The sequence below is a fragment of the Streptomyces sp. NPDC003284 genome, from assembly GCF_053589675.1.
Map to the genome: position 1 here is coordinate 378,523 of NZ_JBSFSI010000003.1, position 17,604 is coordinate 396,126.

Genomic DNA, 17,604 nt, shown 5'->3' on the forward strand with positions numbered 1-17,604 from the left:
CTACGTTGCTCCGCGCCGGGCGATGTGCTTCAGCGCACGGGCGCCCTGCGGGGTGTGCGCCCGGACAGTCTGCCCCGGGCGGCGCCGCCGCGGGAGCGGTAGACGACGTAGGGGCGGGCCAGATAGCCGACCGGGGCGGTGAAGGCGTGCACCAGGCGGCCGAACGGCCACAGGGCGAAGAGCAGCATGGCCAGCAGGGCGTGGCACTGGTAGACGAGCGGGGCGTGGGCCATGGCGGCGACGTCGGGGTCGAGGGTGAACAGGCTGCGGAACCAGACGGCGACGCCGAGCCGGTAGTCGTAGGGGCTGGTGACGGAGGTGGCGGTGGCGGTCAGCCCGGCCAGCAGGACGAGGGCGAGCAGCGGGTGGGTGAGCCGGTCGCCGCGGCTGGTGGCCCGGCGTACGGCGGGCACGCGCAGCCGCCGGTGCAGCAGCAGGCCGAGTCCGGCGACGGCCGCGAGCCCGGCGGTGCCGCCCATGGCCAGGGCGACCGCGTGGTACTGCTCCTCGCTGACGCGCAGCCACCGGGTCAGGGCCTCCGGGACCAGCAGGCCCATGATGTGGCCGCCGATGACCAGGAACAGGGCGTAGTGGAAGAGCGGGCCGCCGATGCCGAGCAGCCGGGACTCGTGGAGCTGGCTGGAGCGGGTGGTGAAGCCGAACCGGTCGTAGCGGTAGCGCCAGGCGGTACCGGCGACGAGCACGGCCAGCGCGAGGTAGGGCAGGACGCCCCACAGGGCGATGTCCAGGTGCGCGGCGCGCAGGTGCGGCGGGGTCATCGGCGGCGGACTCCTTCGTCGTCCGGCGCGTGCCGGAGGGGGAACGGCAGGGGGAGGGGCCGTGGCTCCGGTACGGCCGCGGGCCGCGGGTCCGGGGGCGGGGTGTCGGGCACGGTGGTCAGGACCGCGCGCAGCACGTCGGCGTAGGGGCTGTGGTGGGTCTCCAGGCCGTGGGCGAGCAGGGCGAGCGCGGGGCGGTGCTCGTGCAGCAGGTCGGTGCCGGGGCCGGGGCAGCGGGCGGCGAACTCCAGCAGGCAGGGCAGGTGGTCGGGGAGTTCGCCGGGCGGCGGTGCCCAGCCGTGCTCGCGGTAGCGGGCCTTCAGCGCGGCCAGGGTGGCGCCGCGGCGGCGGGTGTCGCCGTCGGTGTAGTGGGTCAGGTGCAGGGTGCGGCGGCGGCTGCGGTCGAAGGTGGTGACGTAGCCGGTGGCGAGGTCGAGCGGGCTGGTGTCCCGCGCCCACCGGCAGAAGCGCAGCAGCAGCCCGGGGGCCTCGCCGGGCAGCGGGGCGAGTGCCTCGGCCACGGTCCGGATCCGGTCGGGCCAGTCGGGGCCCGGGTGGTCCAGGAGCAGCGCGGCGGCCTGGTGGAGTGCCCGGTGCAGGTTCATGTGTCGGCGCCTTCCGCCCGCGGCCGGTCGGGGAACAGGCCGCTGGGCCGGCCGCGGCCGTTCCAGTCGAGCAGGTTGATCCGGCCGCGCAGCGCGGAGCGGCCGGATCCGGCGGGGGCCGGGACCGGGGGCGTGTGGAAGGCGCCCGCGGCGTCGGTGCCGTACATCCCGGGGCCGCCGTCGCCCTCCAGGCTGCATCCGGCGCCGTCCGGGCCGCTGCCGCCGCCCGCGACGTATGTGGTGGGGATGACGTAGCGCTCCTCGTACTTGGCGAGGGCGAGCAGCCGGTACATGGCCTCCAGACCGGTCTCGTCCATGCCGACGCCGCGGGCGATGGCCGGGTCGCGGTCCTCGCCGAGGTTGACGCGGCGCATGTGGGCGCGCATCGCGGCCAGCCGGCACAGCGCGGCCTCCACCGGCGCGGGGTCCCCGGCGGTGAACAGACCGGCCAGATAGGCGACCGGGATGCGCAGCGAGTCGATGGCACCGAACAGGGGCGCCGGGTGCTCGCCGTCGTGGCCGCTGCGGGTGAGCGCGTCGACCACCGGGGACAGCGGCGGCACGTACCAGACCATGGGCAGGGTGCGGTACTCCGGGTGCAGGGGCAGGGCGACGCGGTAGGTGGTGATGAGGTCGCGCACGGGGGAGCGGCGGGCCGCGGTGATCCAGTCGTGCGGGACGCCGGACGCCTCGGCGGCGCGCACCACCTCGGGGTCGTGCGGGTCGAGGAAGCAGCCGATCTGGGCCTCGTAGAGGTCCTTCTCGTCGGGGACGGCGGCGGCCTCGCCGACCTTGTCGGCGTCGTACAGCAGCACGCCGAGGTAGCGCAGCCGGCCCACGCAGGTCTCCGAGCAGACGGTCGGCTCGCCCGCCTCGATGCGCGGGTAGCAGAAGGTGCACTTCTCGGCCTTGCCGGTGGAGTGGTTGAAGTAGACCTTCTTGTACGGGCAGCCGGAGACGCACATCCGCCAGCCGCGGCAGCGGTCCTGGTCGACGAGGACGATGCCGTCCTCGATGCGCTTGTAGAGCGCCCCGGAGGGGCAGACCGCCACACAGCTCGGGTTGAGGCAGTGCTCGCAGATGCGCGGCAGATGGAACATGAACGCCTGCTCGTACTCCAGCCTGACCTGCTCGTTCATCGCCTGGAGCACGGGGTCGCCGGCCAGGTGCGCGGGGCCGCCGCCCAGGTCGTCGTCCCAGTTGGGCCCGGAGGTGACGGAGACGGGGCGGCCGTCGATCAGGGAGCGGGGGCGGGCGGTGGGCAGGTCGTCGCCGAGCGGGGCGGCGATCAGGGTGTCGTAGTCGTAGGTCCAGGGCTCGTAGTAGTCGGCCAGGGAGGGCAGTTCGGGGTTGGCGAAGAGGCGGGCGAGGCGGCGTACGCGGCCGCCGGAGCGCGGCACCAGCCGGCCGCGCGCGTCCAGCCGCCAGCCGCCCTTCCACTTCTCCTGGTCCTCGTGGCCGCGCGGATAGCCCAGGCCGGGGCGGGTCTCGACGTTGTTGAACCAGGCGTACTCGGTGCCGGTGCGGTTGGTCCAGGTCTGCTTGCAGGTGACCGAGCAGGTGTGGCAGCCGATGCACTTGTCGAGGTTCATGACCATGGCGACCTGACTCAAGACGCGCATGTCAGTACTGCACCTCCTGGGCGCGGCGGCGCACGACGGTGCGGGCGTCGCGCTGGTTGCCGGTGGGGCCGTAGTAGTTGGGGGCGAAGGAGAGCTGGGCGTAGCCGCCGATGAGGTGCGTGGGTTTGAGGAGGATGCGGGTGAGGGCGTTGTGCACCCCGCCGCGCCGCCCGGTGGCCTCCGAGCGCGGCACGTTCACCAGGCGTTCCTGCACGTGGTACATGAACACCGTGCCGGGCGGCATGCGGTGGGAGACGATCGCGCGGGCGACGACGACGCCGTTGGGGTTGACCGCCTCCACCCAGTCGTTGTCGGCGGCGCCGATGGCCTCGGCGTCGGGCACGCTCATCCAGATGACCGGGCCGCCGCGGGCCAGGGTCTGCATGAGCAGGTTCTCCTGGTACTCGGAGTGGATGGACCACTTGGAGTGCGGGGTGAGGTAGCGCACGGAGACCTCGCGCTCGCCGGGGACGCTGTCGGCGGTGAGGTCCAGCGGCGGCCGGTAGACGGGCAGTTGCTCGCCCAGCTCGGCCATCCAGTCGTGGTCCAGGTAGAAGTGCTGGCGGCCGGTGAGGGTGTGCCAGGGCTTGCCGTGCTCGGTGTTGACGGTGAAGGGCGAGTAGCGCCGGTCGGGGGCCTCCTTGCCGGACCACTCGTAGCTGGTGCCGACCTGGACGGGCCGCTGCTGGGTGTCGGAGAAGACGATCCGGCGTTCGCGCACGGACTCGGCGAGGGTGTCGAACCCGGCGCCGGGGCCGCAGCGTTCGCCGAGCCGCTCGAAGCCCTCGGCGGCGAGGCGCCCGTTGGTGGTGCCGGACAGGGCGAGGATGGCCTCGCACAGCTTGACGTCGGTGTCGAGCAGCGGACGGCCGCGGACGGGCCCGGTTCCGCCGGCGGTGCCGCAGCGGGCGGCCAGACGGCGCACCTCGGGCCCCGGCCGGACGGTGACGCCCTTGACGGTCATGCCCTGCTGCTCGCACAGCGGGCCGAGCGCGGCCAGCCGGTCGGCGACGGCGGTGTAGTCGCGTTCGACGACGGTGAACTGCGGCAGGTCGCGGCCGGGCACGGGGGTGCGGCCCGCCGCGCGCCAGTCCCGGACGGTGCCGCCGGGCTGCGCCGTCTCGCCCGGGGTGTCGTGCTGGAGCGGGGTGGCCACCAGGTCGTGGGCCACGCCGAGCCGTCCGGCGGCCAGTTCGCCGAAGCGGCGGGCCAGCGCGTGGAAGATCTCGAAGTCGGTGCGGGCCTGCCAGGGCGGGCTGATCGCGGGCGAGAAGGCGTGCACATAGGGGTGCATGTCGGTGCTGGACAGGTCGTGCTTCTCGTACCAGGTGGCGGCGGGCAGCACGAGGTCGGCCATCAGCGTGGTCGAGGTCATCCGGAAGTCCAGGGCGAGCAGCAGGTCGAGCTTGCCGCGCGGGGCCTCCTCGCGCCAGGTGACGTCCCGGGGGCGGGCCCCGGGCGGGGCCTCGGCGGCGTGCGCGTTGTCGCTCGCGCCCAGCAGATGGCGCAGGAAGAACTCGTTGCCCTTGGCGGAGGAGCCGATCAGATTGGCCCGCCACACGGTGAGCACCCGCGGCCAGTTCTCCGGGGCGTCCGGGTCCTCGCAGGCGAACGACAGCTTTCCTTCGGCGAGCCGGGAGGCGACCCACTCGCCGGGCTCGCGTCCGCTCTCGCGCACCGCGCGGCCCAGGTCGAGCGGGTTGGCGGAGAAGGCGGGCGCGGAGGGCATCCAGCCCAGGCGCACCGACTGGGCGACCAGGTCGGCGGTGTGCCGTCCGCGGAACAGGCCCGCTCCGGTGGGCGCCGCGAGCGTGTCCGCGCCGTGGCCGTCGTAGCGCCACTGGCCGGTGTGCAGGTACCAGTACGGGGTGCCGGCGACCTGCCGGGAGGGCCGCACCCAGTCGGCGGCCGACTGGAGCTGCTGCCAGCCCGCGTAGGGCCGCACCTTCTCCTGGCCGACGTAGTGCGCCCAGCCGCCGCCGTTGACGCCCTGGCAGCCGGTGAGCAGCAGCAGGGTGAGGAAGGAGCGGTAGATGGTGTCGGAGTGGAACCAGTGGTTGGTGCCCGCGCCCATGACGATGGTGCACCGGCCGCGGGACTGCTCGGCGGTGCGCGCGAACTCCCGCGCCACCCGCACCACGGCGGCGGCCGGCACCGAGGTGATCGCCTCCTGCCAGGCGGGGGTGTGCGGCTGGGCGGCGTCCTCGTAGCCGTCCGGCCACTCGCCCTCCAGTCCGTCGCGGGCCACCCCGTACTGGGCGAGCAGCAGGTCGAAGACGGTCGTCACGCGGCGTCCGCCCACCTCGCGCACCGGTACGCCGCGGGTGACGCAGCCGCCGGCCGCCTCCCCGGTGCCGGAGCCGTCGAAGCGGGGCAGCCGGACGGGGATGCTGCCGCCGGGCCCGGCGTCCGCCCGGTGGAAGGTCAGCTGGGGCTCCACGTCCCCGAGGTCCAGGTTCCAGCGGCCCTCGCCGCGCTTGGACCAGCGGTCGCCGAGGGTGCCGTGGGGCACCACCGGGCGCCCGGAGACCGCGTCGAGCAGCACCGGCTTCCAGTGGGCGTCCTCGCCCGCCTCCCCGTCCAGGCCGAGCGCCGCCGCGGTGACGAACTTGCCGGGCACGAACGCGCCCGGGTGGCCCGGGTGTTCGGTCAGTTCCACGAGGAAGGGCAGGTCGGTGAAGCGCCGCACGTAGTCGGTGAAGTACGGCACCTGGCGGCGCACGAAGAACTCGGTGAGGATCACGTGCCCCATGGCCATCGCCAGCGCCCCGTCGGTGCCGGGGTGCGGGTGCAGCCACTCGTCGGCGAACTTGGTGGCGTCCGCGTAGTCCGGGGAGACCACCACGACCTTCTGGCCGCGGTAGCGGGCCTCGGTCATCCAGTGCGCGTCCGGGGTGCGGGTCACCGGCACGTTGGAGCCCCACAGCATCAGGTACGCCGCGTCCCACCAGTCCCCGGACTCCGGTACGTCCGTCTGGTCGCCGAAGACCTGCGGGGAGGCGATCGGCAGATCGGCGTACCAGTCGTAGAACGACACCATCGGCGCGCCGATCAGCGACATGAAGCGGGCGCCCACCGCGTGCGAGGCCATGGACATCGCGGGGATCGGGGAGAACCCGGCGACCCGGTCGGGCCCGTGCTCGGCGATGGTGTGCACATGGGCGGCGGCGGCGATCTCCAGCGCCTCGTCCCAGCCGATCCGCACCAGGCCGCCCTTGCCGCGCGCGGCCTGGTAGCGGCGCCGCCGGTCCGGGTCGGTGACGATCTCCGCCCAGGCGGCGACCGGGTCGCCGAGCCGGGCGCGGGCCTCGCGGTACATCTCCACGAGGACCCCGCGGGCGTGCGGGTAGCGCACCCGGGTCGGCGAGTAGGTGTACCAGGAGAACGAGGCGCCGCGCGGGCAGCCGCGCGGCTCGTACTCGGGCCGGTCGGGGCCGGTCGTGGGGTAGTCGGTCTCCTGGGTCTCCCAGGTGATCAGCCCGTCCTTGACGTACACCTTCCACGAGCAGGAACCGGTGCAGTTCACCCCGTGGGTGGAGCGCACCACCTTGTCGTGCGCCCAACGCTCCCGGTACGGGCTGTCGTTGACGTCCTGGTCGGTGCGGAAGACCGCCCGCAGATCCGGAGTGGTCACGGAGCGTCGCAGCGTGCCCCCCGCCCGCAGCAACCGGTCGGCGGCCAGGGCCGCCATCCGCTCCGCTTCCTTTCGTGCCGCTCGCCGTCCCACTCGCAGCTCACATCCCCTATGAAGTCGGCGGACACCGGCCGGGGGGTGCGGGTGGTCGGTCCGCACCCCCCGGCCGGCGTGGGCGTGGCCAGCGTGGCGCATCGGAACAGTCGGTTCCCATAGGACTACGCAGAGTTGAGCAGAGCTATACGGGGGCTTTCTTTGCCCTTTGCAATAGTTGCATCAAGCAAGGGAACGGAAAGCTATGTTTGGGCGCGGGCCGTGACGGGTAGTCAGTCCTTCTTGTTCCTTCTACGCCTCTGTCGTTTCGGCAGGGTCCGCAGTGCGAGCGCGACCGGGACCGCGGTGAACACCGACGAGTACGTGCCGACCACGATGCCGATGAGCAGCGCCAGCGCGAAGTCGGTCAGCGAGTCCCCGCCGAGCACGGCCAGCGAGGCCAGGATCAGCACCGCGCCCATACCGGTGTTCACGGTCCGCGGCAGCGTCTGCACGATCGCCCGGTCGGCGATGTCGGCCGCCCGCGCCCCGCGTTCGCGCCGCGTCAGCTCCCGGATCCGGTCGAAGACGACGACCGAGTCGTTGACCGAGTAGCCGATCACGGTCAGCAGCGCGGCCAGGAACACCCCGTCCAGCGGCTTGCCCAGCCAGGCGAAGATCCCGACCAGGATCACCACGTCGTGCGCGAGGGCGGTGACCGCCGCCGTCCCCAGCAGCCAGCGGAACCGGGCCGCGAGATACAGCAACTGGGCGCCCAGGGCCACCGCGAGCGCGATCAGCGCGCCCCGGCGCAGCTCCGCGCCCATGCTCGGACCGATCAGCTCGTCGCGGACCGTGTCCGCCCCGCCGCCCAGCGCGCCCACCGTCCGCGTCACGCGCTCCGCCTGCGCGTCCGTCAGCTCCGCGGTGCGCACGGTCAGGCCCTTGTCCCCGGAGGACTGCACGACCGCGCGCGGGAAGCCCGCGTCGGCGAGCGCGGTACGCGCCCGGTCGGGGTCGACGGCCCGCGCGGTGCCGTACTCGATCAGCCGGCCGCCGGTGAACTCCACACCGAGGTCCGCGCCGCGCACCAGCAGCCCCGACCCGGCGAGCACCAGCGCCACCGCCGACACCGCGAGCCAGCGGCGCGGGCTGCGCATCAGCCGCGGCGCGCGCCGCTCCAGCGCGTCCCGCACCCGGCCGGTGGTGGCGAGCCCGGTGACGCGCGGCCGTCGGTGCACCCACCGGCGCGCGACGGCGAAGTCGGCGAGCACCCGGGTCACCACCAGCGCGCTGACCATGGACGCCAGAACGCCGATGCCCAGCGTGACACCGAAGCCGCGCACCGGCCCCGAGGCCAGGAAGAACAGCAGCCCGGCCGCGATCAGCGTGGTCACGTTGGAGTCGGCGATGGCGCTGAAGGCGTTGCGGAACCCGGCGGTCAGCGCCGAGCGGGCGGTGGGCCGGTGCCGGGCCGCGTACTCCTCGCGGGCCCGCTCGAAGACGAGCACGTTGGCGTCCACCGCCATACCGATCGCCAGTACGAAACCGGCCAGGCCCGGCAGGGTGAGCGTGGCGCCCAGCGCGGCCAGGGCGGCGTAGGAGAGCAGACCGTAGGAGAGCAGCGCCACGGCGGCGAGCACGCCCATCAGCCGGTACATCACGACGATGAACAGCGCGGTCAGCGCGGTGCCCACGGCCGCCGCCCAGGCGCTCGCCGTGATGGCCCGCGCGCCCAGCGTCGGGCCCACGGTGTGCTGCTCGACCGTCTCGACCGGCACGGGCAGCGCCCCGCCGCTGATCAGCAGGGCCAGCTCGCGGGCCTCCCGGTCGTCGAAGGAGCCGGTGATCTGGGTGGAGCCGCCCGCGATGCCGGTGCCGCAGCCCACCGAGGGGTCGACCTGCGGCGCGGAGATGATCCGGCCGTCCAGCACGATGGCGATCCGGCGCGCGGGATCACCCGCCGGGCTGCACGCGGCCTGCCCGGTCAGCTTCGCCCACCGGTCGCGGCCCGCGCGGTCGAAGTCCACGGTGACGTGCCACCCGGCGCCGGACTGCGCGTCGAACCGGGCGTCGGCGCCCTTGACGTCCGTGCCGGTCAGCGCGGACGCGGCCAGCCGCAGCCGCTGCCCGGACTCGTCGGCCAGCACCTGCTCGCCGTTCCCGGCCGGTGCGCCGTCCTTGTCCGGGGCGCTGGTCCCGTCCGGTGCTCCGTTCCCGGCCGGGCCGAGCACCGGGTGCACGGTGAGCTGGGCGGTGCGGCCCAGCACACCGGCCGCCTCCTTCGGGTCCTGGACGCCGGGCAGTTCGACGACGATGCGGTGCGCGCCCGAGCGGACGAGGGTCGGTTCGGCGACGCCGAGCGCGTCGACCCGGCCGCGCAGCACCTCCAGGGTGCGGTCGGTGGCCGCGCGGTCGGCGCGCGCGGTCGGGGTGGACCGGGTCTCCAGCACGATCTGGGTGCCGCCGCGCAGATCGAGGCCCAGACGGACGGGCACGGTCACGGCGATGTACAGGGACAGAGCGAGGACGGTGAGGGCGAACAACGCCCTCACCCGGGCGGAACGGATCAACGGATGCCTCCGGCGGCTCCGGCGGCACACCTGTGGGCGCAGGCGTGCGGAAGGGATGCGCCGTCACGGGGATGACCGGGACGACGGCGAGGTCAGGGGTGTCGGGTGCCGGAGGATGCGGGCGGGGCCCGGTCCCGGTCGGGGACCGGGCGGCCGGACGCGGCGGGAGCGGTGCTGCCGGGCGGCGGGGCGCGTCCGGGCCCGGGGGCGGGGACGGCGGTGCCCGGGACGGTGGCGGCGACCGGGTGGCCGGGTGCGGCGGGGCGGTCGCGGTGCGGCTCGGAGCGGGGGCCCGCCTGGAGGACGCAGGCGGCGGGAGAGACGTGGTCGCGGTGGTCGGCGGCCGGGGGTGAGGTCCTCTCGGTCTCCGCGGTCTCTGCGGCATCTGCGGGCCCCTCGGCCCCCGCGGTCTTCGCGGTCTTCGGGTGGAGGGCGGTGACGGACAGGTGCGCGGGGGTGGTGTGGTCTGCCGTGAGGACGCCGGGAACGCCGGGACCACCGAGGAAACCGAGAACACCGAGGACGGGCGACAGGAGCAGCAGCAGGACCGCCGTCAGCAGCGCGGCGGGCCCGCGGAGGGACGGCCGGACGGCGGTGCACGGTGCGCGGCGCATGCGCCGTCCCCCTTTCTGCCCTCCTGGCGTTCTGCCTTCCCGGCATTCTGCCTTCCCGGCGGCTCTCGTACGTGGTGGTTCCCGGACGTTCGTACCCGGGGCCCCGGCCGGGGAGTTGGCGGCCGGGGCCCCGGGCGGCCGGGGGTGCGCGCGGGCGCGCACGTCAGGGTGCCGGGGGCGTCAGGGCTCGACGAGGCCGGCGCGGATGGCGTACCGGGTGAGTTCCAGGCGGTCGCGCAGGCCGAGCTTGTGCAGCAGGTTGGCGCGGTGCCGCTGGACCGTCTTGACGCTGATGAAGAGGATCTCGCCGATCTCCTTGGAGGAGTGCCCCTCGGCGACCAGCTTCAGGACCTCCTCCTCACGGGGCGTCAGCACCTGGTCGGGCGTCTCCTCGCCGTGCCGGACCCGGTCCAGGTAGTTGCGGATCAGCGCGGTCACCGCGCCCGGGTACAGGAACGGCTCGTCCCGCATCGCGGCCCGGCAGGCGGCGACCAGATCGCGGTCGGCGACCGACTTCAGCACGTACCCGCAGGCACCGGCCTTCAGCGCCTGGAAGAAGTACTGCTCGTTGTCGTGCATCGTGAGCATCAGGATCCGCAGGTCCGGCTTGAGGGAGGCCAGTTCGCGGGTGGCCTGGAGCCCGGTCAGCCGGGGCATCGCGATGTCCAGCACCGCGAGGTCCACGTCGTGGGCGCGGGCCATCTCGATGGCCTCCGCCCCGTCACCCGCCTCGGCGACCACCTCCAGGTCGGGTTCCTGGTCGAGGATGAGCCGTACGCCCCGCCGGACCAGCGCGTGGTCGTCGGCGAGGAGGATCCGGATCGGGCGGGCCGCGGCGGGCGCGGGGGCGTCGGGCATGGGGCGGCCGTTCGGGACGGGGGCGTGCGCGGGCTGGGACTCGGACGGCCGGGGGCCGGGCGGCGCGGTCACGGCCGCCTCCCGGGGACGGGCGCGGTGAGCCGTACGCGGGTGCCGGGCGCGTCGCCCGGACCGGCCGCGTCGGTGATGTCCAGGGCGGCCCCGATGAGCAGGGCCCGCTCGCGCATCCCGCGGATCCCGGCGCCCTCGCAGGCGGCACCCCGGATGCCGAGGCCGTCGTCGGTGATGGCGAGCACCACCGCGCCCTCGGTGCGCGCGAGGCTCACCTCGATCCGCTCGGCCTCCGCGTGGCGGGCCGCGTTGGTCAGGCTCTCCTGGGCGACCCGGTACAGGACCAGCTCGGTCTCCGGCTCCAGGGCGGGCAGATCGGGGGCGAAGCGGCGGACCACCTTCAGGCCGGTGTGGGTGGCGAAGTCCGAGGTGAGCGAGGTCAGCGCGCTGATCAGGCCGAGGTCGTCGAGGACACCGGGCCGCAGCCTGCGCACCAGCCGGCGCACCTCGTCCAGGCTGCCCCGGGTGATCTCCTGGGCCTGGTGCAGCTCGTCGCGCAGCGGCGGCCCCGCCTCGTCCGCGGCCCGCTTGAGGGCCAGCAGGGTCGCGGTCATGCTCTGGCCCACCTCGTCGTGGAGTTCCTGCGCGATCCGGCGCCGCTCGGCCTCCTGGGCGAGCAGCACCCGGGCGCTGCTGGTGGCGCGCTCCTGCTCCAGCCGGTCGAGCATGGCGTTGAAGGTGCGGATCAGCTCGGCGACCTCGCCGCCGCCCGCGGCCGGCAGCCGCTGGCCGGGCCGCAGCAGGTCCACCGTGGTCATCAGCTTCGTCAGCCGGTCCAGCGGGGCCAGGCCCCAGCGCAGCAGCGCCGCGTTGGCGACGAGCATGACGACCAGGCCGCCGACGAGGATGACCGCCTCGGTCAGCACCACCGGCACGGAGACGGTCACCGGCGCCCACAGCAGCAGCGCGGTGGCCGAACCCAGCACCACGGCGTTGAGCCCGAAGATCCGCCAGAACAGGGACACCGGGTCGCTCCTCCTCACCTGACGCGGCCGCCCGCGCGAGTCTGCGCACGCCCGCGCACGGTGGTGCGCGTCCGCGTACGTCTGTGTTCCTCCACGTGTCCACTGTCGGCCATCGCGCGGGGCGGACGGGCGGCGGGCCCGGTTCCCGGTGTCCCGCCGTCGAGCCTGCCCGCCCGGGGCGGGCGCGTCGATGGGTACCGGCCCCCATTTCGCGGGGCACGGCCCACCCATGTCCGCTCGGTGTGCATCCCGCTACCCCCTGCAAATGGGTGCTGGGACCGATGGGCCGCGGGCTGTGCCGCGGGCCACTCTGGAGGAGCGATCACCCCCGTCCCCACGGCAGCCGAGCGCACCGCTGTACCGCTCCGCCGAGGAGCCGCAGACCCGCTGTACCGCTCCCCGCCGGGGAGCCGCAACCCCGCTGTACCGCTCCGCCGAAGAAAGGATCCGCCGTGTCCCGCGACGCAGCCGCCCGGACCGCTCCCCGCCTCGAACGCCAGGCCGCCGAGGAGGCCCGCGGGCGGCTCGAACACGCCCGGGGCACGCGGCTGGTCCAGCTGCGGGCCCTCACCGAGACCGGGCAGAGCGCGGACGACCACCTGATGTCCGCCCAGCGGGACGCCATCGAGCGGGTGCTCAAGGAGATCGACGAGGCCTTCGCCCGGATCGAGGCCGGCACCTACGGCCTCTGCCTGGCCTGCGCCAAGCCGGTCCCGGCCGAGCGCCTGGAGATCCTGCCCTACACCCGCCACTGCGTCGCCTGCCGCGGCGGCCAGGCCGGCTGACCGGCCGTCCGCCGCTCCACGTCCGCCCTGCCCGAGGGGTGAACCGGTGCACCACCAGACCATCGCCGACCACGGCGCCCGCCGTCCGGCGCCCGAGCCCGTGTCCTCGGGCCCGCTGACCGCCGAGAACCTCGCAGCGCTGCGCGCGAACCTGACCGAGCAGCGGCTGTTCCGCCAGGAGCAGGTGGCCCAGCTCGCGGCCGCCGCCACCTCCCGCGAGGACGCCCTGCGCCGCCACCGGACCCCCGGCCAGCTGGAGGTCAGCGTGCAGCTCGCCGCCTCCGCGCGGATGGTGCTCGCCGATGTCGAGGCGGCCCTCGCGCGCCTGGACGAGGGCCGGTACGGGGCCTGCCACCTGTGCCGGGGGCCCATCGCGCGGGAACGGCTGGAGATAGTGCCGCAGGCCCGCTACTGCGCCCGCTGCCAGCAGGTCAGGGAGGCCGGCCGGTGAGCGCGGCCCGCCGGATGTGGCCGCTGCGCCGGTCCTGTCCGGGCATCGCCCTCGACCTGGGCAGCGCCCGCACCCGCGCGTGGGTGGCCGGGCGGGGCCTGGTCCTCGACGTGCCGACGGTGACCTTCCCGGGCACCGGAGCCGCGTACCCGATCCAGCGCGGGACCATCGTCGACACCCCGGGCACCGCCCGGATGCTGGCCCGCCTGCTGGTGCACCGGCTGCCCCGGCTCACCCGCCCGCTGGTCGTGGTCACCGCGCCCGTGCTGGACGGCGTCGCCTTCCGCGCCGAGGCCCGCGCCGCCGTCCAGGTGCTGCGCCCGCGCGGGGTGCTGACCGTCCCCGGGGCGCGCGCGGTCGCCCTGGGCGCGGGCGCCGACCTGTCCCGGCCGCTGCTCGTCATCGACATCGGCGCCCAGCTCACCGAGGTGGTGCTGCTGGTCGACGGCGCGGTCGTCGACGCGCGCCGCACCGCGCTCGGCACCGGCGACCTCGACACCGCCGCTCCGGCGGACCTCGCCGAGGCGGTGGCCGCCATGGTGACCGCGATGCTGCGCCAGGACCGTACGACGCTCACCCTCGACGCGCTGCACCGGGGCGCGCTGCTGGCCGGTGGCGGCGCGCTGCGCCCGGACGTCGTCTTCCAGCTCACCGGCCGGCTGCACACCCCCCTCAGACCGGTGGCGGCGCCGCACACCGCCGCCGTGCGCGGCGCCGCCAGCCTGCTGCGCTCGGCCCGCGCCCACCCGTCGGCCGGTGGCCCGCCCGCCCTGCGCGGCACCCGCTGACCGCCCGCCCCGATCCGCCCGCCCCGATCCGCCCGCCCCGATCCGCCCGAGCCGAGACGACGAGAGGAGACCAGGGCTCATGCCCGGCGGCATCCCCCATGCCCAGCCACCGCCCGCGCCCGTCCCCGCGGATCTGCCGCGTGTCCGGTTCTGGCGGCTGCGCCGCAACCCGCTGCGCCGCCGCACCGACCTGCTCCAGGCGTGGATCGGCCTCGGCCTGCTGCTGACGGCCCTGGCCGCCTCGCCCGCCGCGATGTTCCTGGCCGGGGACGCCGCCCACCGCCACTACGCGGACACCGCCGCACGCCAGGAGCGGACCCGCGGCCGCACCACCGCCGTCCTCGTCCACGACGCCCCGCGCCACCCGGAGCCCGGCTCCCCCGAGGCGCGGCGGACCCGCTACCGCGTCGAGGTCCGCTTCACCGACCCCGCGGGCCGCTCCCGCCTCGGCCACACCCACGTACCGCCCGGCCTGCGCGCCGGCAGCACCGTGCCGATCTGGACGGACCAGCAGGGCCGCGTCACCGCCGAGCCCCTGACCACCGCCCAGATCCGCAGCAAGTGCATGGGCTGGGCCCTCCTCGCCTCCCTCACCGTCACCGCCCTCACCGCGGCCGCCCACGCCGCCACCGTCCGCCTCCTCCTGCGCCGCAACCTGACCGCCTGGGACGAGGCCTGGGCGGGAACGGGACCGCGGTGGACGGCGTCGAGGTGAGGGAAGGGGGCCGGGAGGGCCAGGGCCGTCAGCAGCAGGCCGAGGCCGCGGCAGGGGGGCTTTTCCCATGACGTCGTCGACGCGTCAAGGATCCCTGCGCAATCTTGACGCCCCTTTGACGGGCCCCAAGGTCGCACACCGGCATCGAAGCACCCCCGAACATTGCCGGGAACCGGCAATGCGCCAGGTGGGGGTGAGCGGGCATCATGTCGGCGGGGAGCACTACGGACGGTTTCCGGTGCCGGACCCCGGCAGGGGCCGGGCCGGTCCGGGGGCCGTACCGAGGCTGCCCGCGAGGACGGGGGACGTACGGGGGCCGTACGGGGGACGTACGGGGCACGGGGGAGACGGGGGTACGGGGGATGCACGGAACGAGGGGGACGGGGCCGATGGCCGGGGGGCGCAGGGTCGGCGGGCGGTGCCCGCAGGGGGACGGGAGCGGCGGACGGTTCCGTCCGTTACCCGCGGCCGCCCGACCGCGTCCGCGCGGGGCCCGACGGCCGCACCGGTTCCGACGGTCCGGCTGACCGATGGTCCGGCCGACCGGCTGACCGGCTCCTGAGCGGACCGACCCGCTCATGAGCCGACGGCCGGTCCGCCGGGCACCCGCCGGGAACGGCCGCCGCGCACAGCGCGCGGCCGGAGACCGGCAGCGGAGGCGGACCGGGGAGATCCGGCCGCGGGAACCGCGGGCGGACCCGGAACCGGAGATCGGCCGGACGGCGTCAGAACCGACACCGAGACACCGGATCCGAAGACCGGCGGGGCCGCCCGCACGCCACAACTTCTTTGATTCAGGGGACGTTTGCCATGGTTGTCATCGGCTCGCTCGTCGCGGCCTGCCTGATTCTGGTCCTGCTCCTGCTGTTCGTCTTCTCCCAGCTCTTCCGCAAGGTCGAGCAGGGCAAGGCGCTGATCGTCTCCAAGACGCGGAAGGTCGACGTCACCTTCACCGGGCAGGTCGTGCTGCCGGTCCTGCACAAGGCCGAGGTGATGGACATCTCGGTGAAGGCCATCGAGATCACCCGCTCCGGGCGGGACGGCCTGATCTGCCGGGACAACATCCGCGCGGACATCCGGATCTCGTTCTTCGTGAAGGTCAACAAGACCGCCCAGGACGTCATCAAGGTCGCCCAGGCCGTCGGCACCGCGCGCGCCAGCGACCAGAACACGCTCCAGGAGCTGTTCCACGCCAAGTTCTCCGAGGCGCTGAAGACCGTCGGCAAGCAGATGGACTTCACCGACCTCTACACCAAGCGCGAGGAACTGCGGTACCAGATCATCGAGTTGATCGGCGTCGACCTCAACGGGTACCACCTGGAGGACGCGGCGATCGACTACCTGGAGCAGACGCCGCTGTCCCAGCTCGACCCGGCCAACGTGCTGGACGCGCAGGGCATCCGGAAGATCACCGAGCTGACCGCGGTGGAGCATGTGCGCACCAACGAGGCGCAGCGCACCGAGGAGAAGGAGATCACCCGGCAGAACGTCGACGCGCGCGAGGCCATCCTGGAGCTGGAGCGCCGCCAGGCGGACGCCGAGATCAAGCAGAGGCGCGAGATAGAGACCTCCCGCGCTCGCGAGGAGGCCGAGACCGCCAAGGTGGTGGAGGAGGAGCGGCTGCGCGCGCAGAGCGCCTTCCTGCGCACCGAGGAGCAGCTCGGCGTGCAGCGCGAGAACCAGGCCCGCGAGGTCGCCGTCGCCGCGAAGAACCGCGAGCGGGTCATCGCCGTGGAGAACGAGCGCATCGAGAAGGACCGGATGCTGGAGGTCATCGCCCGCGAGCGGGAGACCCAGCTGACGAAGATCTCCGCCGACAAGGAGGTCGAGTCGGAGAAGCGGGAGATCGCCGAGGTGGTGCGCGAGCGGGTCGCCGTGGACCGCACGGTCGCCGAGCAGGAGGAGTCCATCAAGAAGCTGCGCGCCGTGGAGGAGGCCGAGCGCGAGCGGCAGGCCGTCATCATCGCCGCCGAGGCGGAGGCGCAGGAGAAGCTGGTCAAGGACATCAAGGCGGCGGAGGCCGCCGAGCAGGCCGCCACGCACCGCGCCGCCGAGTCGCTGACCCTGGCCGAGGCCAAGCTGAAGTCCGCGGACCTGGAGGCCCGCGCCAAGCTGCGGATGGCCGAGGGCATCCAGGCGGAGGCCGCCGCCGAGGGCCTGGCCGCGGTGCAGGTCCGCGACAAGGAGGCCGAGGTCATCGAGAAGGCCGGCCGCGCCGAGGCCGAGGCCACCCAGGCCCGGATGCTCGCCGAGGCCGAGGGCACCCAGGCCCGGATGCGGGCGGAGGCCCAGGGCACCGAGGCGCGGCTGCGGGCCGAGGCCGAGGGCGCCCAGGCCAAGGCGGTCGCCGAGGCGACGGCGATCGGCGAGAAGCTGAAGGCGGAGGCCGCGGGCCTGACCGAGAAGGCCGCCGCGATGGCCGCGCTGGACGACGCCTCGCGCGGACACGAGGAGTACCGGCTGCGCCTCCAGGCGGAGAAGGAGATCCGGCTGGCCGGGCTCGACGTGCAGCGCCAGGTCGCCGAGGCGCAGGCCACGGTGCTGGCGACCGGCCTGGAGAACGCCGACATCGACATCGTCGGCGGCGAGTCGGTCTTCTTCGACCGGCTGGTCAACGCGATCTCGCTGGGCAAGGGCGTCGACGGCTTCGTCGAGCACTCCGGTACGGCGCAGGCGCTGGCCAAGCCCTACCTGGACGGTTCGGCGAGCCTCGCCGACGACCTGGGCCGGATCCTCGGCTCGGTCTCCACGGCCGATGTGCAGAACCTGACCGTCTCGGCGCTGCTGATGAAGCTGATGAACTCCGGCGGCACCCACGCCGGCCAGTTCCGGCAGCTGCTGGACCGCGCGGGCGAACTGGGCCTGGCCGACGCCCCGGTCACCGCCCTCAACGGCGCCGTCAGGGCCTGACGGCACCGGGGGGTCGCCGCGCCGCCGTACGGGGGTCGGCAGCGCGGCGGCCCCCGCACCCGGTGGCGCGGCGGCCTTCGCCCCCGGTGGCGCGGCGGCCTCCGTATCCCGGCGGCCGCCTCCGCGCCCTGGCGGCGCGGTGGTCCGCGTACCCCCGCCCCCCTCGCCGCGCCAGGGGGCGGCCCGGCGGCCCCGCACCG

At 74.7% G+C, this 17,604-nt stretch carries 13 protein-coding genes; 5 read left to right on the forward strand and 8 right to left on the reverse strand.

Translation table 11 applies throughout. The features are described from left to right. Positions 1 to 29: 29 nt before the first annotated feature. From narI to ACWDYF_RS08795, 8 genes are all read right to left on the reverse strand, one after another. Positions 30 to 779 carry a respiratory nitrate reductase subunit gamma gene (narI, locus tag ACWDYF_RS08760; protein WP_389462702.1) on the reverse strand — a complete coding sequence of 250 codons (750 nt, stop codon included), beginning with the start codon at positions 777 to 779 and terminating at the stop codon, positions 30 to 32. Further along, positions 776 to 1,384, reverse strand: coding sequence for a nitrate reductase molybdenum cofactor assembly chaperone (gene narJ, locus ACWDYF_RS08765; RefSeq protein ID WP_389462701.1), 609 nt, complete (start codon positions 1,382 to 1,384; stop codon positions 776 to 778). Before narJ ends, narI begins: the two co-directional genes overlap by 4 nt. Further along, positions 1,381 to 3,006 (reverse strand): nitrate reductase subunit beta, encoded by a 1,626-nt coding sequence (gene narH, locus ACWDYF_RS08770; RefSeq protein ID WP_389462700.1) that lies wholly within the window; start codon positions 3,004 to 3,006, stop codon positions 1,381 to 1,383. Before narH ends, narJ begins: the two co-directional genes overlap by 4 nt. Position 3,007: 1 nt before the next feature. Next, entirely contained in the window at positions 3,008 to 6,697 is a 3,690-nt protein-coding gene (locus tag ACWDYF_RS08775; protein ID WP_389462699.1) for a nitrate reductase subunit alpha, read from the reverse strand. A 269-nt stretch (positions 6,698 to 6,966) separates the two neighbouring features. Continuing rightward, complete coding sequence (secD, locus tag ACWDYF_RS08780) at positions 6,967 to 9,246, reverse strand: protein translocase subunit SecD (protein ID WP_381738736.1); 2,280 nt, start codon at positions 9,244 to 9,246, stop codon at positions 6,967 to 6,969. 92 nt (positions 9,247 to 9,338) lie between these two features. Further along, positions 9,339 to 9,860: a hypothetical protein gene (locus ACWDYF_RS08785; protein ID WP_389462698.1), complete on the reverse strand. Its 522-nt coding sequence runs from the start codon at positions 9,858 to 9,860 to the stop codon at positions 9,339 to 9,341. A gap of 180 nt (positions 9,861 to 10,040) precedes the next feature. After that, a complete protein-coding gene (locus tag ACWDYF_RS08790; RefSeq protein WP_355476697.1) occupies positions 10,041 to 10,718 on the reverse strand; it encodes a response regulator transcription factor in 678 nt (225 codons plus the stop codon). A gap of 68 nt (positions 10,719 to 10,786) precedes the next feature. Continuing rightward, the gene (locus ACWDYF_RS08795; RefSeq protein ID WP_018569079.1) at positions 10,787 to 11,755 is read right to left on the reverse strand and encodes a sensor histidine kinase; all 969 of its coding nucleotides are present in this window, start codon (positions 11,753 to 11,755) and stop codon (positions 10,787 to 10,789) included. Positions 11,756 to 12,207: 452 nt separating this feature from the next. Between ACWDYF_RS08795 and ACWDYF_RS08800 the strand changes: the two genes are divergently transcribed. The 5 genes from ACWDYF_RS08800 to ACWDYF_RS08820 all read left to right on the forward strand — a co-directional run bounded on the left by ACWDYF_RS08800 (position 12,208) and on the right by ACWDYF_RS08820 (position 17,404). Next, positions 12,208 to 12,540: a TraR/DksA C4-type zinc finger protein gene (locus tag ACWDYF_RS08800; RefSeq protein WP_018569078.1), complete on the forward strand. Its 333-nt coding sequence runs from the start codon at positions 12,208 to 12,210 to the stop codon at positions 12,538 to 12,540. Between the two features lie 46 nt (positions 12,541 to 12,586). Further along, on the forward strand, positions 12,587 to 12,991 hold the full coding sequence (locus tag ACWDYF_RS08805; RefSeq protein WP_389462697.1) for a TraR/DksA family transcriptional regulator: 405 nt from the start codon (positions 12,587 to 12,589) through the stop codon (positions 12,989 to 12,991). 14 nt (positions 12,992 to 13,005) lie between these two features. Next, positions 13,006 to 13,779 carry a rod shape-determining protein gene (locus tag ACWDYF_RS08810; RefSeq protein ID WP_389462878.1) on the forward strand — a complete coding sequence of 258 codons (774 nt, stop codon included), beginning with the start codon at positions 13,006 to 13,008 and terminating at the stop codon, positions 13,777 to 13,779. A 79-nt stretch (positions 13,780 to 13,858) separates the two neighbouring features. Beyond that, positions 13,859 to 14,494, forward strand: coding sequence for an Rv1733c family protein (locus ACWDYF_RS08815; RefSeq protein ID WP_389462696.1), 636 nt, complete (start codon positions 13,859 to 13,861; stop codon positions 14,492 to 14,494). 810 nt (positions 14,495 to 15,304) lie between these two features. After that, positions 15,305 to 17,404 (forward strand): SPFH domain-containing protein, encoded by a 2,100-nt coding sequence (locus tag ACWDYF_RS08820; RefSeq protein ID WP_389462695.1) that lies wholly within the window; start codon positions 15,305 to 15,307, stop codon positions 17,402 to 17,404. Positions 17,405 to 17,604 lie beyond the last annotated feature (200 nt).